Source organism: Zobellia sp. B3R18 (assembly GCF_018860715.1).
GTDB lineage: Bacteria > Bacteroidota > Bacteroidia > Flavobacteriales > Flavobacteriaceae > Zobellia > Zobellia russellii.
The window spans coordinates 92,121-113,757 of record NZ_JAHKQG010000002.1 but is presented as its reverse complement, the minus strand read 5'-3'; the positions used below and the strand labels follow the sequence as shown (position 1 = coordinate 113,757).

The following is a 21,637-nucleotide window of genomic DNA, read 5'->3' as shown; positions in this document are numbered from 1 at the left end:
GTAATATTGTATTTTCTTTATAACAATATCTAAACTGTAGAATTCAAAAAAACATCAATGTCTGACTGCGAGATAACTATAAAATCGAAAAAAATGAGCGCTATCGGTTTTATTTTTAAATAAAATTATTACTTTAGCCCAAGTTTAAGTGTGTTATGACAAAGCAATTCTTTTTTAACGGTTTTTATTTTTACTTCTTTTTTAAGAGAGGTATGGGACTGTTGTAAGATATTGCATGATATAAACAAATTAGAGTCCCGTTATAAACGGGACTTTTTTTGTTCAATACCTATTGAAAATTTCAGGATAAAGTTTGTCAGCACAAGGAAGAAAAGTCAATTATGAAGCTAAAAGTAGCTATTCAAGGAATCAAGGGATCTAACCACCATCAGGTGTCTCGGGAGTATTTTGATGATAATGTGGATTTGGTAGAATGTATGTCATTTGATTTCTTGGTAGATCAGTTACTGCAAAAAAAAGCCGATGTTGGGGTAATGGCAATTGAGAACTCTATTGCGGGTTCGATCATACCCAATTATGCACTTGTGTACCACAAAAACCTGCATATTGTTGGGGAACATTATTTAAACATCAGCCATAATTTGATGGTGCTAAAAGGGCAAAAAATTTCGGATATAGAAGAGGTAAGGTCACATCCCATGGCTTTACTGCAATGCAAGGAGTTTTTCGGCGATCATCCGCATATAAAAATGGTGGAAGATGTAGATACGGCGGAAACGGCAAAGCGTATTCAAGACCAACAGTTAAAGCATATTGCGGCAATTGCTCCTGAGGTAGCGGCCGGTTTATACGATTTGGACATCGTAGCAGACAACATACAGACCATACAAAACAATGCAACCCGTTTTATTATTGTAAAGACAAAAAATAAAGAGCTTCCAAAAGGCGAAATCAATAAGGCCTCGGTACGTTTTGTAACGGACCACAAACGCGGAAGTCTTGCGGCTGTGCTTAATGTTATGAGTGATTGTAGGTTGAATCTAACAAAAATACAATCATTGCCCATAATAGAGACACCATGGAAATATGCCTTTTTTGTGGATGTAACTTTTAACGATTATAACAATTTTGATAAGGCAAAATCACTGTTGAACATCATGTCGGAAGACTTTAAGGTGTTGGGTGAATATAAAAATGCGAGAATATGATACGTACGGCCAATCGTTTACATACAGTTGAGGAATATTACTTCTCAAAGAAGCTAAGGGAGGTTCGTGGTTTGATGGCCGAAGGAAGACCAATTATCAATATGGGTATTGGTAGTCCGGATTTGGCACCTTCGGAAGCTATAATAAAAAGCATTCAAGAGGCCGTTTTGGACGGTGGTGCGCATCAGTACCAGAGCTACCAAGGTTTGCCGGAATTGCGTGAGGCAGTAGCCGATTTTTATAGCTTAAAATTTGGTGTTACAGCAGATGCAGCTACTGAAATTTTGCCTTTAATGGGGTCAAAAGAAGGTATTATGCACATAAGTATGGCCTTTTTAAATGAAGGTGATATTGCATTGATTCCCAACCCTGGGTATCCAACCTATACATCGGTTACAAAATTGGTAGGAGCAGAGGCAAAATATTACAATCTAACGGCCGAAGGCGGATGGTTTCCTGATTTGGAGGAATTACAGGAGCATGATTTGAGCAAGGTAAAAATTATGTGGACGAGTTATCCTCATATGCCAACAGGTGCAACGGCCACAAAGGCACAGTTTGAGAAGCTGGTAGCTTTTGCCAAAAAGAATGATATTCTTTTGGTAAACGATAATCCGTATAGCTTTGTCCTTAACGATTCGCCTTCTAGTATTTTGGCTATAGACGGAGCCAAGGATGTTGCTTTGGAACTGAATTCGTTGAGCAAGACTTTTAATATGGCCGGTTGGCGCGTAGGCATGGTCTTGGGAAGTGCAGAGCATATTAATGCGGTACTAAAAGTGAAAAGTAATATGGATTCCGGTATGTTCTACGGAATTCAAAAAGGCGCCATTGAAGCCCTAAAAAGTGGGCAAGAGTGGTTTGATAAATTGAATGAAGTATACACTTCAAGAAGGGCATTAATGTATCAATTAGCGGATAAGTTGAACTGCACGTATGATACAAAGGCCGTGGGCATGTTCCTTTGGGCAAAATTACCGGAAGGAAGCAAGTCTGCAGAAGAATTTATAGACGAGGTGTTGTATGATAAGAATCTCTTCATAACACCAGGAACTATTTTCGGAAGCAATGGGGAAGGCTATATACGTTTCTCTTTATGCGTTACGGAAGATAAAATTAAAGAAGCAATTAGTCGGTTTTAAACGGACAAATTAGAGTTTATAAAATGAATGTTTTTATAGTAGGTGTTGGGTTAATAGGAGGTTCCTTTGCAAAGGATATTAAACGTCTACGTCCAGAATGTAAAATTTACGGAATAGATACCAACGAATCGCACTTGAGCGAGGCCTTAAGTTTGGGCTTTATAGATGTAGCTTCTAGTTATACAGACTTGGCAATTGCGGATATGGTGATTGTGACTATTCCGGTAGGAGTAATGGTTACGGAGCTTCCAAAGATATTGGATGCAGTTAATGATGATTGTGTGGTTTTTGATGGCGGATCAACCAAAAGTTTAATTTGTAAAACATTGGATGCGCATCCAAAGCGAAGAAACTATTTGGCGGCACACCCCATTGCAGGTACTGAGTTTTCGGGCCCGTCTGCAGCAATAGAAAATTTGTATGCAGGAAAGACCAACATTATCTGTGAAGTTGAAAAAACGGCATTTAAGCTTCAGGAAAGGGCTTTAGAACTTTTTCAACAAATAGGAATGCGGATTCGGTATATGAATCCAGAGGCGCATGACAAACACATTGCTTACGTGTCGCATTTGTCACATATCAGCGCTTTTATGTTGGGAAAGACGGTAATCGATAAAGAGAAAAATGAACGTGATATTTTTGACATGGCGGGGAGTGGTTTTGAAAGTACCGTAAGGCTGGCAAAGAGTTCTCCGGCCATGTGGACGCCCATTTTTGAACAGAACAAAGAGAATGTGGTCGAAACTTTGACCGAATATATACAGAACCTTCAGGAGTTTAAACAACTTCTGGAAAAAGGAGATTACACGGGAATTTTTAACGAAATGAACGACACTAATAAAATAAAGGAAATTTTAAACGGAATACCACTAAACAAGAAGTAATGGAGAATTCAAAAGAAATGAGAACATGGTTGGATGATATGGGTTTAGACCATCCACTAGTAATAGCAGGGCCATGTAGTGCTGAAACCGAAGAACAAGTGTTGCGTATTGCTCACGAGTTAAAAGATACCGATGTAAATTACTACCGCGCGGGTATCTGGAAACCAAGAACACGACCAGGAAACTTTGAAGGTGTTGGCGCACTTGGTTTAAAGTGGTTACAAAAAGTTAAGGCGGAAACAGGATTGAAAACTGCTACAGAGGTAGCCAATCGTGCACACGTAGAATTGGCACTTGAACATGATGTAGATCTATTGTGGATCGGAGCACGTTCAACGGTTAGCCCTTTTATCATGCAAGAATTGGCAGATGCCTTGGAAGGTACGGATAAGATTGTATTGGTTAAAAACCCGGTAAACCCGGATTTGGCCTTGTGGTTAGGTGGTATTGAGCGTTTGCATACCGCTGGAATCAGAAAATTGGGAGCTATCCATAGAGGTTTCTCTACCTATGAAAAAACAAAATATAGAAACATTCCTGAGTGGCAATTGGCTATTGAGTTCCAGAACAAGTTTCCAGATTTGCCATTGATCAGCGATCCATCTCACATTACAGGTAAGCGAGATATGATTTTTGATGTATCTCAAACGGCACTTGATCTAAATTTTGATGGTTTAATGATCGAAACACATTTTGATCCGGACAATGCTTGGAGTGATGCTGCACAGCAAGTAACGCCAGCTAAATTGGTGCAGATCATGAAAGATTTGAAAATCAGAAAAGAATCGGATAGTGAAGCGGAGTACAATGCTAAATTAAGCAACTTAAGAGCGCAGATAGATATTCTTGACAATCAGTTGATAGATACTATGGGCAAGCGTATGAAGGTTTCTGATGGCATTGGAGAACTTAAGAAAGAGAAGAACGTAGCGGTATTACAGTCTAACCGTTGGAACCAAATCTTAGGAGCTATGATCTTAGAGGGTGAAGCTCGTGGTTTAAGCGAAGAATTCGTTCTTAAAATGTTCAAGGCTATTCACCAAGAGTCTATCAATCATCAAGAGAAGATTGTAAACGGATAGTGCAGATTATATTGCATGTAAAAAAACGGCTTGTTGAAAAACAAGCCGTTTTTTGTTTTTAATCTCTTTTGAAAACATATCGTGTAATGAAAATTCCTTGAGAATCGCTATCACCGGCATCAGCCTCTACACCACTGGTCACGAAAATAAGTTCCCAGCCTTCTTTTAGCATATCCGTAAGTTTTGATGAGATAACGGCATCGTTGGCAGCTATATTTTGAAAACGGATACCGGCAATATTATAAAAGTTAAGGAGCTTGGTTTCTTCAAAATTCTTTACTCTAATATTACCTCTTTTAGATTTGTTACGGGTATTGTCTTCTTCGGTCTGCTCAGAAGTAAATTCCTCAAAATCTTTATCCTCTTGCGCATCAATAATTCTGGACCTGCCCAATCCACTAGGAACAATGGATTCAACACTGGTAATTATTTTTATCTCCTGCGCGTTTACGTTAAAAGTTGTGGCAATCAAAACAAGGGCTATTACTGCAATTTTTTTCATCATATAAATTTTAAGTTATGCTAATAAGGACAACCGGAACTCGTAAAAGGTTGCATTAAGGAGAAGTAAATTAGGAATGGGTCAAGTAATTTTTTGCGACAATATCCTTTAAGACAGCCTGTTTTACACGGATAGTATGAAGTAAAGTTGTTTCTTTGTAATGAAATTGATAATAATGAAGGGAACTGTATATAAATCTACCGGAAGTTGGTATACCGTAAAGACACCAGAGGGTGAGTTTTACGAATGCCGTATTAAAGGTAAATTTAGAATTCAGGGTATAAAAAGTACGAACCCTATTGCTGTTGGGGACCAAGTAGCGTTCAAAATAGAAAAGCTAGGGGATGATACCGTAGGTACCATTCACGGTATTGAAGATCGTAAGAACTACATTATTCGGAAATCTGTAAACCTTTCAAAACAAACCCATATTATAGCGGCCAATTTAGATCAGGTTTTCTTATTGGTCACCTTAAACAATCCTACTACCTATACCATTTTTATTGATCGTTTTCTGGCAACAGCAGAAGCCTATGATATTCCCGCTATATTACTTTTTAATAAGGTAGATAGTTATTCTATTGAAGAATTGGCAGAGATTAAATACCTGGCTGAACTTTATAGGAATGTAGGGTATACGTGTATTGGAATTTCGGCAAAGTCCGGTAAAAATGTGGATAAGGTAAAAGAAATGATGGTGGGTAAGACCAGCATGTTCGCAGGTCATTCCGGTGCAGGTAAGTCAACCTTGGTAAATGCATTGGAGCCAAAGCTGGATTTAAAAACTACGGAAATCTCGGGTCAGCATCTTCAGGGCCAACATACCACTACTTTTGCGGAAATGTTTGATTTGGATTTTGGTGCTCGCATCATAGATACTCCGGGCATTAAGGGCTTTGGGATTGTAGATATGGAAAAAGAGGAAATTGGGGATTATTTTCCTGAATTCTTTGAATTGAAAGGGGAGTGTAAATTCAACAATTGTCTTCATCTAGACGAACCCAAATGTGCCGTAAAAGAGGCGCTAGAGGCAGAAGAGGTAGCATGGAGCCGTTATCGTAGCTATGTGCAAATGGTAACGGGAGAAGAAGAGAATTACAGAGTAGATATCCATGACGTAAAAAAATAGCGTCTTTAGGAATATCAAATATTATATTAAGAGCAATGCGAGCTATTATTCAGAGAGTTTTCAGGGCCAGTGTAACGGTAGAGGGAAAAAAAATTTCAGAAATACAGAATGGATTTTTAATCTTGTTGGGCATTGAAGATGCCGACGGACAAGTGGATATTGAATGGCTGTCCCGAAAAATTGTCAACCTTAGAATTTTTAATGATGCCAATGGTGTTATGAACAAATCGCTAAAGGAAGTAAACGGCGATGCTATTGTTGTCAGCCAGTTTACCTTGCATGCCGCTACAAAAAAGGGTAATAGGCCGTCATATATAAAAGCTTCAAAACCGGATGTGGCCATTCCTCTTTATGAGAAGTTCATTGCGCAAATTGAACTGGATCTAGGTAAAAAGGTTGGTACCGGTATTTTTGGTGCCGATATGAAAGTGGATTTGCTAAACGATGGCCCGGTTACTATTGCTATAGATACGAAGAGCAAGGAATAGGTTCTCTTTATCGAATTTTTTCTTCAATTTGTAAGAAAAAGATGTGTTTTGTTCTGAATTCTCACGACAATCACAGGCAATGCGACTTTCTCTAATAACATTTTTATTTTTTACGGGCATTATTTCTACAGCTCAAGAATTAAATTACAATGCCCTTTTATTAAAAAAAGAACTTACGGAGAACGCAAATGCAGTAGTCCGTTTAGATCAAGTTGAGATTGAGCTTCTTTCGCAGCAAAAGATGACGGTTAAAACTAAGCAGGTAATTACTGTGTTAAATCGTCTTGGAGACCGCCATGCAAGAACCGGTATGGGGTATGACAGTGATAAAAAAATAAAGGATATTCAGGTTCGTGTCTATGACGCCATGGGCAATGAGATAGAAAAAATCAAAAAGAAGGATTTTAAGGATGTTAACGCTGCTGACGGGTTTTCTTTATATAATGATTATCGCCATTTATATTATGATTATACCCCTGTTAATTACCCGTATACCCTTGTTTTTGAAAGTGAATACGAGACACCGGATACGGGCACGATTCCATCATGGTTTTTCTTGAATGGCTTTTTGGTAAGTGTAGAAAAAAGTCGCTATAGCATAACCTATGCAAATGCGAATTTGAAGCCAACTATCATAGAGAAAAACTTAGTAAATATTGATTTTGATATAGAGGAAACAAACAACTCAATTACCTATACTGCAAATAGTATTAAAGCTATAAAACGGGAAAGCATGAGTCCCTCTTTTAAGAAAATCTGTCCCAGGTTAATGACCCGGATAAAGAATTTTCATTATAAAGGATTTGATGCTTCTGTAGATAGCTGGAAAGATTTAGGTACTTGGGTAGATGAAAAATTGTTGTCCGGCAGAGATGAATTAAGTCCGCAAACTGTTGCAAAGGCCAAGTCATTGGTGGATGGCGTTCAAGATGATTTGAAAAAGGCGAAAATCATCTATAAATACGTTCAGGACAATACCAGATACATTAGTGTGCAAATAGGAATAGGGGGGCTTCAGCCTATAGCGGCTGTTGAGGTAGACCGCGTAAAGTATGGAGATTGCAAGGGGCTTTCAAACTATACCAAAGCATTGTTAAAAGAAGTAGGGGTTACCTCTTATTATGCAGTGGTCCAAGCTGGAGGTGATAAGGTAGATTTTGAAGATGATTTTGCTGATTTGGCGCAGGGCAATCATGTCATTCTTGCCATACCGTATAATGATAGGTACTATTGGGTAGACTGCACATCCCAGATTCTTCCATTTGGTTATGTTGGCAGTTTTACGGACGATAGAAAAGTAATGATCGTAAAACCAGAAGGTGGTGAAATTGTTACTACAACAGCCTACCTTAATGAGAACAATTATCAATCTATTACATCATCATATGAGCTAAAACCTAATGGCAGCATTGTTGGAGAAACGAAGCTCATGACCAAAGGAAGTAGATACAATAGTCATTTTAGGTTAGAGGAAGAAACCGAAGAAGAAATTGTAAAAAAGATTAAAAGCAGATGGAGTTCCATAAACAACCTAACCGTTGCCAACTATAACTTTGATAATAATAAAAAAGAAGTTGTCTTTAATGAAAATGTTTCTTTGAGCGCATCTAACTATGCTTCTTTAAGTGGAAATAGAATTTTGTTTACGGCCAATGCCTTTAATAACCGTAATGTTGTCCCGGACCGTTACCGCAATAGAAAGCTGCCATTTGAAATTCAACGTGGGTACCTAGATGAGGATAATTCGGTTATCACGCTTCCTGAAGGATACGTGGTAGAGGCGCTGCCTAGTGCTAAGAAAATCGAAAATGAATTTGGCGTATACACTGTAGATTTTGATTATAACGAAGCGGAGAATACCGTGAGTTACAAACGAAGTTTTTTCCTGAAAAAAGGATTTTATCCCAAAGAAAAATATAATGCGTATCGCGACTTTAGAAAAGAAGTTGCCAGCACGGACAATGCGCAGATTGTACTTCTAAAGAAATAAACAGCCACTTTTTACATAAAACCAATAACATGATGCAAATTAGAACAACCTTGCTAATGGTTCTTTTGACCATAGTATTTACGGCAAATGCCCAGAGTTATAAATTCGGAAAAGTTTCCGAGGCAGAATTAAGAGAAACCTTTAACCCCAGTGATTCCTCAGCAGCAGCTACGGTTTTATATAGAAGTAAGAATGTTAGGTTCAATTATGCTCAGGGAGCTGGTTTTACTATTATTACCGATGTTTTTGAACGTATAAAAATATATAATAAAGCGGGATTTGACTATGCTACTATTTCACAAATGTTGTATAAGAGTGATAGTAATGTGGAGTCTATTTCTGGGCTAAAGGCATGCACTTACAGTTTAGTGAACGGTAAGATTGAAAAGAGTAAAATGGAAAAATCTGCTGTATTTACTACTGAATTGAACAAGTATAGGAATGAAGAAAAATTTACTCTTCCGAATATAAAGGAAGGTTCTGTTATAGAATTTCAGTATAAAATCATTTCCCCCTTTTACTATTCTATAGACGAAATAGTATTGCAATATGATATTCCCATAAAAAAACAAGAAATAACCATTGCTACTCCGGAGTATTTCAATTTTAAGACAAGTATGAAAGGGTATTTGGCCGTAACACCCAAGTACACGGCAAAATCAGGAAATATAAATTTAACAAGTAAAAATAGAACTACTGGTGGTGGGTTTGATGTGACATCTACAAAATATTCAAATCAAAATATTGATTTTAAGATTAATACTACAGACTACATTATGACCAATGTGCCAGCCTTAAAAGAAGAGCCGTTCGTAAACGATATGGACAATTACAGAAGTTCTGTAGATTATGAATTGCAGTATATTCAGTTTCCACATCAGATGATGGAAAATTATGCAACTACATGGGAAGCTGTAATCAAAAAAATATACGAGAGCGAAGGGTTTGGAGTGCAATTAAAAGCCAACAGGTATTTTAAAGACGACCTTGAAGCTATAAAAAGTAAAGCTTCCTCTCCGATTGAGTTATTGGCCGGTATATTTTTTCATGTTCAAAGCCACATGAATTGGAACAATATATACGGTTATCATGTAGACAAAGGTGTAAAAACGGCTTATAAAGAGAGAACGGGCAATGTTGGGGATATCAACCTTATACTTACGGCTATGCTTCAGGAGGCAGGTCTAGATGCTAGTCCAGTGTTAGTAAGTACCAGGAGTCATGGTGTGCCAATGTTTCCAACTAGGGAAGGTTTTAATTATGTAATTGCTTCGGTAGAGATAGATGGTGAAATGGTGTTGCTAGATGCTACTAACAAATACACTAGGCCAAACCTTTTACCAACAAGGACATTAAATTGGTTTGGTAAGAAAATAGAAAAAGACGGGTCTTCGGTTTCCATAAATCTTTTTCCTAAACAACTTTCTGAAGATAATATACAAATGAGCGTTAAGCTCAACGATAATGGAAGCCTTAGTGGAAAATTAAGACAGACCAATCGTTATTACAATGCTTATTTGTTCAGAAATAAATATGCAAATAGTAATGAAGAAGATTATTTGGAAAAGTTGGAGAACCGTAACAGTGGTATGGAGATTTCAAACTATGAAATCAAGAATAAAATGAATATAAACAAGCCTGTTCAAGAGAGCTATGAGTTTGTTCTGGACAGGCAGGCAGATGTAATTGGCGATAAAATTTATTTTTCACCTTTGTTTCATCTGGTAGAGGCCGAGAACCCTTTTAAACTGGATGAGAGAAAATATCCCGTAGATTTTACATTTCCTAAGCGAAGTAAATATTTGGTGAGCATTTCTATTCCGGAGAATTATGAAGTTATCTCCAAGCCTGAAGATATGGCCATTGGCCTCATTGATGGTATAGGTACATTTCAGTACAAGATTATGGGTAGCGGGCAGAAATTGCAGCTTGTGGCCGACTTAAAATTGAACCAACCGATAATAGGGGCGGAACACTATTCCTATTTAAAAGAATTCTTCAAAAACTTAGTTGAAAAACAAACAGAAAAAGTAGTTTTATCAAAAATTACTTCCAATGGAACTACAGAAAGCACAGGAAAGGGTAGATAAATGGATTAAGGAGCACGGGGTGCGTTATTTTAATGAGCTTACTAACATGGCACAGCTTACGGAAGAGGTTGGTGAAGTAGCGCGTATTATAGCCCGCAGGTACGGTGAGCAAAGTGAAAAAGAATCCGATAAGAACAAAGACCTGGGAGAAGAGCTGGCAGATGTGCTTTTTGTAACCCTTTGTTTGGCTAACCAGACCGGTGTAGATTTACAGACGGCTTTTGACAAAAAACTCGATTTAAAAACAAAACGAGATCATGACCGTCATCACAACAATGAAAAGCTCAAATAGTATTATCTTTGGCAACTTAAATTGTGCTCCATAACTGGTGGGGCTGCGGAATGGGTTAAAAACAAACCTGTTCCGTTTAAGAACCTTATAAAGAGAATTACTTTTGAAACTACACCTATCCGCGCCGTCCAATACCTTATTAAAAAATAGCATCCAGATTACGGGCTCAAAGAGTGAGTCTAATCGGTCATTATTGCTACAGGCTTTATACCCGAACCTTAGTATTGAAAACCTTTCCAATTCAGATGATGCGGAGGTGATGCAAAAAGGGCTTAAAATTGAGAATGGAGTAGTGGATATTCACCATGCCGGTACGGCAATGCGCTTTTTAACGGGGTATTTTGCTTCTCAAGAAGGAAAAGAAGTAACCCTAACGGGATCACAGCGTATGACCGAAAGGCCGGTAAAGGTTTTGGTGGAGGCGCTCCAGAGTTTAGGTGCGGAAATAAAATATGTGAAAAACGAAGGATATCCGCCAATACAAATAAAAGGGAAAAAACTAGTTGAAAGCAAAGTGAGCCTTCCTGCAAATATTAGTAGTCAATACATTTCTTCTTTGTTATTGATAGCTCCAAGCCTAAAAAATGGTTTGGAATTGGAACTGGTAGGAAAGATAACTTCGGTCCCTTATATAAAAATGACTTTGGCCCTGTTGTCACAGATTGGGGTAGAAAATTCTTTTGAAGGCAATACCATAAAAGTTGCAGCAAAGACCAATGTAGAGAATGTAAACTTGGTAGTGGAGTCGGACTGGAGTTCTGCATCCTACTACTACAGTATTGTTGCCCTTTCTGATGTGGGAAGCGAAATTACCTTATCGGCATATAAGAATAATAGCTTGCAGGGAGATAGTGTACTTCAAGAATTGTATACTGAGTTTGGTGTGGAAACCCATTTTGAAGGAAACAATGTAGTGCTACGTAAGGTTGAAAATCCTGCTGAGAAGAAAGCTCAATTTGATTTGAGCAATGCTCCGGATATAGCACAGACCATTGCCGTTACTTGTTTTGGTCTGAAAATGGAATGTCATCTAACAGGACTACATACCCTTAAAATCAAAGAAACCGATCGTTTGGAAGCATTGCATACGGAGCTTTCTAAATTGGGGGCGAACATAGCGGTTACCGATAAAGAATTAACTCTAGGTTTGTCCGAAGCATTCAATACAGAGGTTGCAATTGATACCTATAATGATCACAGAATGGCCATGGCATTTGCCCCTTTAGCACTAAAAGTACCTTTGTACATAAACGATGCTGGTGTAGTTTCTAAATCCTACCCTGATTTTTGGAATGACCTTGAGAAATTGGGTTTTGTGTCTAAAGGTATTTAGAAGACTGTTAATCAATATTTTACGAGTTTATTTTGCTGTTTGTGCTGTAAATTTCCATGTTAAAGGCTGATGATAAATGGGTAAGAACCAATATAATCAGCGTTTTACTTGACAACCCCTATCTGCACATCGTATATTTGCAACCGCAAAACTTTTAACAAAATTTCATAGATGAAACTATCGCACTTCAATTTTGAATTACCAGATAATCTATTGGCCGAGTATCCTGCTGAAAATAGGGATGAGTCTAAATTAATGGTCATTCACCGTGAAACCGGAAAAATAGAACATAAAATGTTCAAAGACCTTATCAATTATTTTGATGAAGGCGATGTAATGGTTTTGAACAACACCAAAGTTTTTCCTGCCCGTTTATACGGTAACAAGGAAAAAACTGGCGCAAGAATTGAAGTATTCTTATTACGTGAGCTGAACGAAGAACAACGCCTTTGGGATGTTTTGGTTGATCCAGCACGTAAAATACGTATTGGTAACAAATTGTACTTTGGAGAAGATGAAACATTAGTAGCGGAAGTTATTGATAACACTACTTCAAGAGGTAGAACGTTACGTTTTCTTTACGATGGTTCGTATATAGACTTTAGAAGAAAACTTCGTGATTTGGGTCAAACTCCTTTGCCTAAATACATTAAAAGAGATGTAGAACCGGAAGATGAAGAGCGTTACCAGACCATCTATGCCAAGCATGAAGGAGCTGTAGCTGCGCCAACTGCAGGTCTTCATTTCTCAAAGCACTTGTTGAAGAGATTGGAAATTAAAGGTGTTGACTTTGCCGAAGTTACCCTTCACGTAGGTTTGGGTACTTTTAACCCGGTTGAGGTTGAGGATTTATCCAAACACAAAATGGATAGTGAAGAGCTGGTAATTGATGAAAGGGCTACTGAGGTAGTGAACAATGCCAAGAAGAACAAAAAACGTATTTGCGCTGTTGGTACAACGGTAATGCGTGGCCTTGAAAGTGCCGTTTCTTCCGAGCATACTTTAAATACTTTTGATGGATGGACGAACAAGTTTATCTTCCCTCCGTACGATTTTAGTATAGCTAACTGTATGGTAACGAATTTTCACTTGCCAAAATCTACGTTGTTGATGATGGTATCTGCCTTTATTGGACATGATTTAATGAAAAAAGCGTACAAAGAAGCCATTTTAGAGCAGTACAAGTTCTATTCGTATGGTGATGCAATGCTAATAATCTAGTTTTACTCAAAAGGTAAAAACATAAATTTAAAGCCCTTCTTTATATTTTATTGAAAGTATAGAAGGGCTTTTTAGTTTTTAGAACGTGAAGACACAAAAAAAGGACATACGGGCACTTACCAAGGAGCAGTTACGAGACTTCTTTGTTACTAATGGAGATAAAGCTTTTAGAGGTAACCAAGTGTATGAATGGCTATGGCAAAAGGCAGCACATTCTTTTGAGGGAATGACCAATATCTCAAAAGAAACCAGAGATATGCTAGAGGCTAATTTTGTGATCAATCATATTAAGGTAGATCAAATGCAGCGCAGTAGTGATGGCACTATAAAAAATGCCGTTCGCTTGCATGATGACCTAGTGGTAGAATCGGTTCTTATTCCAACTAAAACACGAACTACGGCATGTGTTTCCAGTCAGGTGGGTTGTAGCTTGGATTGTAGGTTCTGTGCTACTTCTCGCTTAAAACGTATGCGTAATCTTAATCCTGATGAAATATATGATCAGGTAGTGGCCATAGATAATGAGAGTAGATTGTATTTTGATAAACCTTTGAGCAATATTGTTTTTATGGGCATGGGCGAGCCGCTTATGAACTATAACAATGTGCTAAAAGCTATTGATAAGATTACATCTCCGGAAGGTTTGGGTATGTCTCCCAAGCGCATTACGGTTTCTACATCTGGTGTGCCCAAGATGATACGTAAAATGGCCGATGATAAGGTAAAGTTTAAACTTGCCGTTTCCCTGCATTCGGCAGTAGATGAAATACGTACTTCAATAATGCCTTTTAACGCAACCTTTACTTTAGAAGACCTTAGGGAGGCGTTGGAATATTGGTATGCAAAAACAAAGAGCAGAATTACCTATGAGTATGTGGTTTGGCAGAGTATTAACGATACCCAGAAGGATGTAGATGCTTTGGTGAACTTCTGTAAATTTGCGCCTTCCAAAGTTAACCTTATAGAGTATAACCCCATAGATGATGGTGAGTTTCAACAAGCGGCCAATAGCGCAATAGAAATGTATGTGGCAACTTTGGAACGTAATGGCATTGTGGTTACGGTTAGAAGATCTAGGGGCAAGGATATTGATGCGGCATGTGGTCAGTTGGCCAATAAACAATAGGGCGCACAAGATATTTGCTTTTTTATTGGTCTTATGTGATAGGTGTTTTCTACCTTGAAATTCCCTAAAAGAATTATCTTTTATACTTTTTGCGAATAGTGGTTGAAGCATACAGGGTACTCGCTTGTTTTTTCCTAAATTTATACGCTAAAGCAAGTAGCGAACAAAACACAGGTTTTTGAAAATAGTATCGCAGATAAAGGAGCCGGTAAATCACGAAATGGAACTTTTCGAGGAAAAGTTTCGTGAGGCAATGTCCTCAAAAGTGGCGTTACTGAATCGTATTACTTACTACATCGTAAATCGTAAGGGAAAACAAATGCGACCTATGTTCGTATTTCTTACGGCCAAAATGCTCAACAACGGAGAGGTAAACGAACGCACCTACCGTGGCGCTTCCGTTATAGAGTTAATTCATACCGCTACATTGGTACATGATGATGTGGTGGATGAAAGTAACAAGCGTAGGGGTTTTTTCTCCATAAATGCGCTATGGAAAAATAAGATTGCAGTGCTAGTTGGTGATTATCTATTGTCTAAGGGACTTTTATTGTCAATTGACAACGAAGATTTTGACCTTCTGAAAATCATATCCGTTGCCGTACGTGAGATGAGCGAAGGCGAATTGCTGCAAATTGAAAAGGCACGTAGACTGGATATTACAGAAGATGTCTATTATAACATCATCAGGCAAAAAACGGCAACTTTAATAGCGGCCTGCTGTAGTTTAGGAGCATGTTCTGTTCAGCCGGAATCCCCAAGTGTGGAGACTTTTAGAAGGTTTGGGGAGCTGTGTGGCATGGCTTTTCAAATTAAAGATGACCTTTTTGATTATGGCGAGGATAAAATAGGAAAGCCTACCGGAATTGACATTAAAGAACAAAAAATGACCTTGCCACTGATTCATACGCTAAATACCTGCTCAAAAGCGGATAAAAAATGGCTTATCAATTCGGTAAAAAACCATAATAAGGACAAAAAGCGCGTAAAAGAGGTAATTGCTTTTGTTCGGAATAATGGAGGCTTGGACTACGCTGTTCAAAAAATGCTTTACTTTAAGGGAGAGGCATTAAAAATACTGGCCACATATCCAGAATCTGCCTATAGGGATTCTCTTGAGTTAATGGTAAACTACGTGGTAGACCGAAAAAAATAATCCTCCGTAAAAGAGCCTTTTTTGACTGCTTTACGAAGGACTGTTTTTAAGAACAAGTTATTTTATAACAACTCAAAGGAAACGGATAAGTAATAGTTTCTTTTCTGCTCAGCATTTCCATAGTACATAGATTCGGTTATTTTTTTTACGTTCGTGTCGTTAATGTAAATGGCTTTTCCAATTTTCCTCCCAATTTTTTTAGCAATGGCAGTGGCTTTGACCTTAGCGTCATCAAAAGCTAATTTGGCATATTCGGCCATTTGAGCTTCACTAAGTTCGGCTTCTAAGTTGGTGTCCGAACGCGTAACACCAATAGCTTTCACACTAAGGAACTTCTGCATTTCCTCTAAAGATTTAGTTTTAAATTCATACACGGTACCTTCCTTCTCATATCCTAGAAGGGCATAATAAAGAGGAGCTTCTACAAGCTGAGATGTATCTATATTGGCCTTTTTGAGTTTCTCCATATATCCGGTCTTAACTTCATCAAGACTCATGGTCTGGGCATCATAGTATACGTTGTTAAGGCTAACAATCATTTTACTTGAGTATTCAGGTGATATACTGTACTCATGTGAGCCATTTACATTAATATTGTTTTGAAAAGTGTTTTGTGCGAAAGTCATAACTGTACAAGCTAGTAGTGCAATACCTGTTATTAATTTTTTCATGATATTATTTTTAGATTTATTCTATTGAGTGATTAACGATTTTTATAGGTGGAAACTTATACTACCGAGTATAAAAATGAAGCAACGATCATCCAGCTGCCAACAACTATGCCCAGAATACCCAATTTTCCTTGTTTAGGGGCAATCTTGGCACGTAGTTCTTCAGCTCGTACACGTGCGGCCTGGCTGTTGGACAAGAGCAATTTGTTTATTAAGCCTGATCCCAACATAAAGCCTAAAGCGGCAGATACCAGATTGCCGGCTAAAAACGTAGCCCACCAAATAGGAGAGGTGCTTAACCACCCTAAATTAAGAACGGCCGTGATAAGGCCCCAAACACCCCAGAAGCAGAATATAATTCCGATCCATCCTTGGTAAGGCTCAATTTTTTCTAAAAGTTCTCCCGCATTCGGTTTTTTTGATAGCAATAAAGACGGTACGGCTACAATACTTAATAATACTAATGCAATTCCCCAGATCATAATTTTGTTTTTAGGTTTGTAATAGGGTTAAAAATCTATAGGACAAAGTTGCGGCTATATGAGTTGTGGAGTTTCACTTGTAGTAGTGAAAATACCATCCCTGAAAACAGGGAGGCAATCTTTTCTTTTTATCTTTGTTGGATTCACTTCCAAATTAAATTTTCAATTACATTGATTTCAAAAACAACAATAGATAAAGTTTACGAAACTGCCCGTTTAGAGGAGGTTATAGGAGACTTTGTACAATTGAAAAAATCGGGCTCTAATTTTAAGGGACTTAGTCCGTTTTCAGATGAGCGAACACCTAGTTTTATGGTGTCTCCGGTAAAACAGATATGGAAAGATTTTAGCAGTGGAAAAGGAGGTAATGTAGTGGCGTTTTTAATGGAACACGAACATTTTACCTATCCAGAGGCCATTAAATACCTTGCCAAAAAATACAACATTGAAGTAGAAGAGACAGAGCGTACGGATGAGCAAAAGCAAGAAGCCAATGAGCGCGAAAGCATGTACCTGGTCTCGGAATTTGCGCAAAAGCATTTTTCCCATATGTTGTGGGATACAGAATTAGGTAAAGCCATTGGTCTTAGTTATTTTAAGGAAAGGGGATTTACCGAGGAGACTATAAAAAAATTCAATCTAGGCTATTGTTTGGATCAATGGGACGGTTTTACAAAAGCCGCATTTGATGAAGGGTATAAATTAAAGTACTTGGAGCAAACGGGACTTACCATTGTAAAACAGGATGCGCAAAACCCCAACAGCCCAAAAACTTTTGATCGCTTTAAAGGAAGGGTAATGTTCCCTATACATTCCATGAGCGGTAGGGTCTTAGGTTTTGGAGGTAGAATTTTAGGTAATGATAAAAAGGCGGCAAAATATCTAAACTCCCCAGAGAGCGATATTTATCATAAGAGCAAAGTGTTATATGGTATTTATCATGCTAAACAGGCTATTGCCAAAGAGGACAATTGCTATTTGGTTGAAGGCTATACGGATGTTATCCAGTTTTACCAACGTGGTATTCATAATGTGGTATCGTCAAGTGGAACGGCACTTACTCCAGAGCAAATACGTCTAATCAACAGGCTCACAAAAAATATAACAGTACTTTTTGATGGTGATGCAGCGGGCCTTAGGGCTTCTTTACGTGGTATTGATTTAATTTTGGAGCAGGGCATGAACGTAAAGGTCTGCACGTTTCCTGAAGGAGAAGACCCGGACAGTTTTTCTAAAAACAATGCCCTTGAGGATGTTCAACAGTATTTAGAAGAAAAATCGCAGGATTTTATACAATTTAAAGCAGGACTTTTGGCTCAAGAGGCGGCCAATGATCCTATAAAGCGGGCGGATACGGTCAGGGATATTATTCAGAGTATTTCCAAAATACCGGACGCCATTAAGCGGGAAATTTACATTCAAGAATGTGCTAGTATCATGAAGGTTTCCGAGGGCGTACTCTTTAGTACGTTGGCACAAATGGGCAAAAAGGGAGCTTCAGCAGATTCTAAAACTCAAAAACCGGAACAAAAAGCTTTTGATGTAGTCAAGAACGAGGCTCCACAGGAGAAAGTAGATGTGCAGTATTTACTGGAACGCAAAATTATTGAACTGTTGTTGCTGTATGGGAATGAAAAAGAAGAGTTTGAGGATTTAGTGCTAAAAGAAAATGAATCTGGAGACCTGATACTGGAGCCTGAGTCGGTTGAAGCTAAGGTGTATGAAAAGATTTTTTTGGATTTACAGGATGATGAGATTGAATTGGCAAATGAACAATTCCGGCAGATTTACTATAAACTTATTGAGGTCTTGAACCAAGATTCTGATTTTACGATAAGTACATTTTTAAGCGGACTAGAGCAACAATTGGTTTCTGAGGTGTCTTCTATTTTAATGGAAGAGGAAAAGTATACATTGCACAGTTGGGAAAGGAAGGATATTTATCCTAAAGAAAAAAAGGTAGGCGTGGCGCAATTGGTAAGTGAAACTATCCTGACCTTGCGATGTTTTTTAATAAAAAAACGTATGACAGCCTTGCAAGACCATACCAAGGAAAGTCAACAAGATCACAGGGAAACGCTTGAAGAAATCATGAATTATCTTCAATTGAACAAATTGCTCAATAAAAAGTTGAATAGGGTATTCTCTTAAGAATTAGGTGTGAAAGCTTGAGTTTAGAGTATAAAAAAACCCTAACGAAATCATCAGGGTCTGTACACGTTACGAATGTTAACTTCTTAATAAAGTTCCAATGCTTTTGCCTGTTGCAAAAGATCTACCATGTTGTCTACGTTTAACTTTTTCATTAAACGAGCCTTGTAGGTACTCACTGTTTTTTCGTTTAAGTTCAAACCGATGGCTACATCTTTGTTACGCTTACCGCTAGCCAATAATTTAAGTACTTCAACCTCACGGGTAGAAAGTTTTCTAAAGAACCTTCTGGGTTTTTGGGTACCTTCATCAAATGCTAAACGTTGTGCAAGTTCATTTGTAATGAACATGTTGCCTTCGCTTACTTTTTTAACTGCTGTTATGATGTAGTCTATGTCTGAGGCTTTTGAAAGATATCCAAAGGCACCTGCGCGAATAGTACTTAGTGCATAAACGTCTTCAGATTGACCGCTATACATTAATACTTTTACACTCGGGTGTTCTTTTTTGATTTTTCGCAGCGTGGCTATTCCGTTAATTTCCGGAATGTCCATCTCCAGCATTACTACATCAGGATTTGATTTCTCCAACTTGTCGAAGAGCTCAGAAGTAGTGGATACCGCACCCACTATTTCAAATCCATTAGCAGATTCAAGAACATTAGTCACACCCATTCTAATAATGGGATGGTTGTCTGCAATTAATACTTTAATCATGTTGATAGTTTTAACCTAGATTATAAACGTTCTTTCGCCCGTCTAAAATACTGACATGCAATGTAAGGTTTAAAAATCTAATTACTTAAACAAAATTGGTGTTTTTTTCATAAAATTAGCCTCTTTTATGAATTTATTCGATTAGATTACCTTATTTACGGATATATCGCTAAAATAGAGCGTCAGGAATTTCGCAAACGGGTATCGGATTCATCTTGTGTTGGTTAGCTGAATTAAATTTCGTGTATATTGAGAATACTTCCTTCTCTCTGCCAGTAAAATCGCTCACCTTTTTTCCTTCATCTTGCATTTTCATAGCCCATTCTAGCTCAGGGTAGCTTGCTCCTATCTGGTCTTCATCGGTTCTGTCGTCTCCCCAAAGTCCATCTGTAGGAGCCGCATTTTGGATAGCTGTATTGATATTCAGGTATTTGGCTATTTCGTATACTTGAGTCTTTAAAAGGTCTGCAATGGGGCTCAAATCTACACCTCCATCACCATATTTGGTGTAAAATCCTACACCAAAGTCCTCTACCTTATTTCCTGTGCCTGCTACCAAATAGCCTTCCAGAGCCGCAAAGTAGTAAAGGGTGGTCATGCGTAATCTGGCTCTTGTATTGGCCAATGACATAAAACGTTCTTCTTCATTATCTACTTTTGGAAGAGAGGATACAAGACTGTCAAATACTGGGGTGAGGTTTACCGGTTGTCTTCTTACCTTGTTAAAATTAGCTTGCAGCCAGTCTATATGGCGTGATGCTCGGGTTACTTGGTTTTCAGCTTGGTGTATGGGCATTTCCAAACACATGAGTTCAAGACCGGTTTTAGCGCAGAGCGTGGATGTCACTGCAGAGTCTATTCCGCCTGATATTCCAATAACAAAACCTTTCATGTTTGCATTTACCGCATATTCCTTTAACCAGTTTACTATATAATCTACTACCTTTTCTGTCTGCATAGGATGTTCATTATGTCTAGATCGACTAACTTTGTGAGCTTAAAAATAACGTCTTGCGGTTAAATATTGAAATGTATCGGAAATTACTTTGCAAACAAATGCCAGTTTTTGCCATTTTTATAATTTTATTCGCCTTTTTTGGGTGTAATGAGGGGCCAAAGGTCTCTGAAGATGTACAGAAAATAAAAGTTGATTTGCAGGTTAATAGGTTTGATACGCAGTTTGCGGAAACAACACCAGAGGATCTTCCCGTTTTAAAAAAACAATACCCATATCTGTTTCCCGCACAGTATCCGGATAGTGTCTGGGTGGCCAAAATGAAAGATACCATACAGATGGAGTTATTGTCCGAAGTGCAAAAGACATTTTCGGATTTTTCAGAAGAAGAACAATCTTTAGAACTCCTCTTTAAGCATATCAAATACTATTTTCCAAAGTTTGAGGCACCTAAAGTAGTGACCGTAACTTCGGATGTGGATTACAGTAACAGAATTATCTTAACGGACACCTTGCTGCTCATTGGTCTAGATAATTATTTGGGGCCAGAACATAGGTTTTACCGGGATATCCAAAGGTATATAAGCGCAGATTTGGATAGGAAGTATTTAGCTGTGGACGTTGCTAGTGCTTTTGCAAAAAAGGTGGTGCCCAAGCCACAGGAACGTAGCTTTCTTGCGCAACTTATCTACTATGGCAAGGAACTGTATTTAAAGGATAGGTTGCTTCCTTTGGCTACGGATGCTCAAAAGATAAATTTCACAGAAGAGCAGTGGACTTGGTCGGAAGCCAATGAGCAACCCATTTGGAGGAATTTTATTGAGAGTGAATATCTATACAGTACAGATAATACCTTGGCGAGACGTTTTTTAGACCCGGCTCCGTTTTCCAAGTTTGGGTTGGAGTTGGATAATGAGTCTCCAGGGCGTATTGGTCGCTATATTGGTTGGCAAATCGTGCGTGCCTTTATGGATAAGAATGAGGTAACGTTACAACAGATGTTGAGCTTACCGGCAGATGAAATATTTAAAAAATCTAATTACAAACCTAAAAAATAA

Annotated in this window: 20 protein-coding genes; 15 read left to right on the top strand and 5 right to left on the bottom strand. The window is 38.2% G+C overall.

From position 1 onward, the window contains the following. Positions 1-341 precede the first annotated feature (341 nt). Genes KO513_RS00510 through KO513_RS00495 form a run of 4 tightly spaced genes read left to right on the top strand, consistent with a single transcriptional unit; the run spans position 342 to position 4,277 of the window. The gene (locus KO513_RS00510) at positions 342-1,169 is read left to right on the top strand and encodes a prephenate dehydratase (protein ID WP_215441198.1); all 828 of its coding nucleotides are present in this window, start codon (positions 342-344) and stop codon (positions 1,167-1,169) included. After that, on the top strand, positions 1,166-2,311 hold the full coding sequence (locus KO513_RS00505) for a pyridoxal phosphate-dependent aminotransferase (protein WP_215911824.1): 1,146 nt from the start codon (positions 1,166-1,168) through the stop codon (positions 2,309-2,311). The genes KO513_RS00510 and KO513_RS00505 overlap by 4 nt, the downstream gene beginning before the upstream one ends. A 23-nt stretch (positions 2,312-2,334) precedes the next feature. Further along, positions 2,335-3,195: a prephenate dehydrogenase gene (locus KO513_RS00500; protein ID WP_215911823.1), complete on the top strand. Its 861-nt coding sequence runs from the start codon at positions 2,335-2,337 to the stop codon at positions 3,193-3,195. After that, the gene (locus KO513_RS00495; protein WP_215441204.1) at positions 3,195-4,277 is read left to right on the top strand and encodes a bifunctional 3-deoxy-7-phosphoheptulonate synthase/chorismate mutase type II; all 1,083 of its coding nucleotides are present in this window, start codon (positions 3,195-3,197) and stop codon (positions 4,275-4,277) included. The genes KO513_RS00500 and KO513_RS00495 overlap by 1 nt, the downstream gene beginning before the upstream one ends. Before the next feature lie 58 nt (positions 4,278-4,335). Here the strand turns inward: KO513_RS00495 and KO513_RS00490 are convergent, their stop codons facing one another. Then, positions 4,336-4,779, bottom strand: coding sequence for a hypothetical protein (locus KO513_RS00490; RefSeq protein ID WP_215441336.1), 444 nt, complete (start codon positions 4,777-4,779; stop codon positions 4,336-4,338). 175 nt (positions 4,780-4,954) lie between these two features. Between KO513_RS00490 and rsgA the strand changes: the two genes are divergently transcribed. The 9 genes from rsgA (at position 4,955) to KO513_RS00445 (ending at position 15,604) form a co-directional block, all read left to right on the top strand. Beyond that, on the top strand, positions 4,955-5,908 hold the full coding sequence (gene rsgA / locus KO513_RS00485; protein WP_215441206.1) for a ribosome small subunit-dependent GTPase A: 954 nt from the start codon (positions 4,955-4,957) through the stop codon (positions 5,906-5,908). A 35-nt stretch (positions 5,909-5,943) separates the two neighbouring features. Further along, a complete protein-coding gene (dtd, locus tag KO513_RS00480; protein ID WP_215911822.1) occupies positions 5,944-6,396 on the top strand; it encodes a D-aminoacyl-tRNA deacylase in 453 nt (150 codons plus the stop codon). 79 nt (positions 6,397-6,475) lie between these two features. Beyond that, positions 6,476-8,386 carry a DUF3857 domain-containing protein gene (locus KO513_RS00475; RefSeq protein ID WP_215911821.1) on the top strand — a complete coding sequence of 637 codons (1,911 nt, stop codon included), beginning with the start codon at positions 6,476-6,478 and terminating at the stop codon, positions 8,384-8,386. Between the two features lie 29 nt (positions 8,387-8,415). Further along, positions 8,416-10,476, top strand: a complete 2,061-nt coding sequence (locus tag KO513_RS00470; RefSeq protein WP_215911820.1) for a DUF3857 domain-containing protein — start codon at positions 8,416-8,418, stop codon at positions 10,474-10,476. Beyond that, complete coding sequence (locus tag KO513_RS00465) at positions 10,442-10,768, top strand: nucleotide pyrophosphohydrolase (RefSeq protein WP_215441214.1); 327 nt, start codon at positions 10,442-10,444, stop codon at positions 10,766-10,768. The genes KO513_RS00470 and KO513_RS00465 overlap by 35 nt, the downstream gene beginning before the upstream one ends. A 103-nt stretch (positions 10,769-10,871) precedes the next feature. Continuing rightward, the gene (locus KO513_RS00460; protein ID WP_215911819.1) at positions 10,872-12,101 is read left to right on the top strand and encodes a 3-phosphoshikimate 1-carboxyvinyltransferase; all 1,230 of its coding nucleotides are present in this window, start codon (positions 10,872-10,874) and stop codon (positions 12,099-12,101) included. Between the two features lie 171 nt (positions 12,102-12,272). Further along, positions 12,273-13,322 (top strand): tRNA preQ1(34) S-adenosylmethionine ribosyltransferase-isomerase QueA, encoded by a 1,050-nt coding sequence (gene queA / locus KO513_RS00455; protein WP_215441218.1) that lies wholly within the window; start codon positions 12,273-12,275, stop codon positions 13,320-13,322. 85 nt (positions 13,323-13,407) lie between these two features. Then, on the top strand, positions 13,408-14,448 hold the full coding sequence (rlmN, locus tag KO513_RS00450; protein ID WP_215911818.1) for a 23S rRNA (adenine(2503)-C(2))-methyltransferase RlmN: 1,041 nt from the start codon (positions 13,408-13,410) through the stop codon (positions 14,446-14,448). 178 nt (positions 14,449-14,626) lie between these two features. Then, the gene (locus KO513_RS00445) at positions 14,627-15,604 is read left to right on the top strand and encodes a polyprenyl synthetase family protein (protein ID WP_215911817.1); all 978 of its coding nucleotides are present in this window, start codon (positions 14,627-14,629) and stop codon (positions 15,602-15,604) included. 62 nt (positions 15,605-15,666) lie between these two features. On the opposite strand, the gene KO513_RS00440 is transcribed toward KO513_RS00445, so the two are convergent. Together KO513_RS00440 and KO513_RS00435 are read right to left on the bottom strand one after the other, a co-directional pair. Next, on the bottom strand, positions 15,667-16,275 hold the full coding sequence (locus tag KO513_RS00440; protein WP_215911816.1) for an SIMPL domain-containing protein: 609 nt from the start codon (positions 16,273-16,275) through the stop codon (positions 15,667-15,669). Between the two features lie 56 nt (positions 16,276-16,331). Further along, positions 16,332-16,757: a hypothetical protein gene (locus tag KO513_RS00435; RefSeq protein ID WP_215441225.1), complete on the bottom strand. Its 426-nt coding sequence runs from the start codon at positions 16,755-16,757 to the stop codon at positions 16,332-16,334. 171 nt (positions 16,758-16,928) lie between these two features. On the opposite strand from KO513_RS00435, the gene dnaG reads away from it, so the two are divergent. Next, positions 16,929-18,908, top strand: a complete 1,980-nt coding sequence (gene dnaG, locus KO513_RS00430) for a DNA primase (protein ID WP_215911815.1) — start codon at positions 16,929-16,931, stop codon at positions 18,906-18,908. A gap of 86 nt (positions 18,909-18,994) precedes the next feature. Here dnaG and KO513_RS00425 read toward each other — a convergent pair whose 3' ends face one another. After that, positions 18,995-19,624 (bottom strand): response regulator, encoded by a 630-nt coding sequence (locus KO513_RS00425; protein ID WP_215441227.1) that lies wholly within the window; start codon positions 19,622-19,624, stop codon positions 18,995-18,997. A gap of 169 nt (positions 19,625-19,793) precedes the next feature. Then, entirely contained in the window at positions 19,794-20,582 is a 789-nt protein-coding gene (nadE, locus tag KO513_RS00420) for an NAD(+) synthase (RefSeq protein WP_215911814.1), read from the bottom strand. Positions 20,583-20,653: 71 nt separating this feature from the next. Between nadE and gldB the strand changes: the two genes are divergently transcribed. Continuing rightward, complete coding sequence (gene gldB, locus KO513_RS00415; RefSeq protein ID WP_441375522.1) at positions 20,654-21,637, top strand: gliding motility lipoprotein GldB; 984 nt, start codon at positions 20,654-20,656, stop codon at positions 21,635-21,637.

What these genes read in the sequence shown, in the direction of transcription:
- KO513_RS00510 (WP_215441198.1), top strand. Translation starts at nt 342, where the DNA reads ATGAAGCTAAAAGTAGCTATTCAAGGAATCAAGGGATCTAACCACCAT.
- KO513_RS00505 (WP_215911824.1), top strand. Translation starts at nt 1,166, where the DNA reads ATGATACGTACGGCCAATCGTTTACATACAGTTGAGGAATATTACTTC.
- KO513_RS00500 (WP_215911823.1), top strand. Translation starts at nt 2,335, where the DNA reads ATGAATGTTTTTATAGTAGGTGTTGGGTTAATAGGAGGTTCCTTTGCA.
- KO513_RS00495 (WP_215441204.1), top strand. Translation starts at nt 3,195, where the DNA reads ATGGAGAATTCAAAAGAAATGAGAACATGGTTGGATGATATGGGTTTA.
- KO513_RS00490 (WP_215441336.1), bottom strand. Translation starts at nt 4,779, where the DNA reads ATGAAAAAAATTGCAGTAATAGCCCTTGTTTTGATTGCCACAACTTTT.
- rsgA (WP_215441206.1), top strand. Translation starts at nt 4,955, where the DNA reads ATGAAGGGAACTGTATATAAATCTACCGGAAGTTGGTATACCGTAAAG.
- dtd (WP_215911822.1), top strand. Translation starts at nt 5,944, where the DNA reads ATGCGAGCTATTATTCAGAGAGTTTTCAGGGCCAGTGTAACGGTAGAG.
- KO513_RS00475 (WP_215911821.1), top strand. Translation starts at nt 6,476, where the DNA reads ATGCGACTTTCTCTAATAACATTTTTATTTTTTACGGGCATTATTTCT.
- KO513_RS00470 (WP_215911820.1), top strand. Translation starts at nt 8,416, where the DNA reads ATGATGCAAATTAGAACAACCTTGCTAATGGTTCTTTTGACCATAGTA.
- KO513_RS00465 (WP_215441214.1), top strand. Translation starts at nt 10,442, where the DNA reads ATGGAACTACAGAAAGCACAGGAAAGGGTAGATAAATGGATTAAGGAG.
- queA (WP_215441218.1), top strand. Translation starts at nt 12,273, where the DNA reads ATGAAACTATCGCACTTCAATTTTGAATTACCAGATAATCTATTGGCC.
- KO513_RS00440 (WP_215911816.1), bottom strand. Translation starts at nt 16,275, where the DNA reads ATGAAAAAATTAATAACAGGTATTGCACTACTAGCTTGTACAGTTATG.
- KO513_RS00435 (WP_215441225.1), bottom strand. Translation starts at nt 16,757, where the DNA reads ATGATCTGGGGAATTGCATTAGTATTATTAAGTATTGTAGCCGTACCG.
- KO513_RS00425 (WP_215441227.1), bottom strand. Translation starts at nt 19,624, where the DNA reads ATGATTAAAGTATTAATTGCAGACAACCATCCCATTATTAGAATGGGT.
- nadE (WP_215911814.1), bottom strand. Translation starts at nt 20,582, where the DNA reads ATGCAGACAGAAAAGGTAGTAGATTATATAGTAAACTGGTTAAAGGAA.
- gldB (WP_441375522.1), top strand. Translation starts at nt 20,654, where the DNA reads ATGTATCGGAAATTACTTTGCAAACAAATGCCAGTTTTTGCCATTTTT.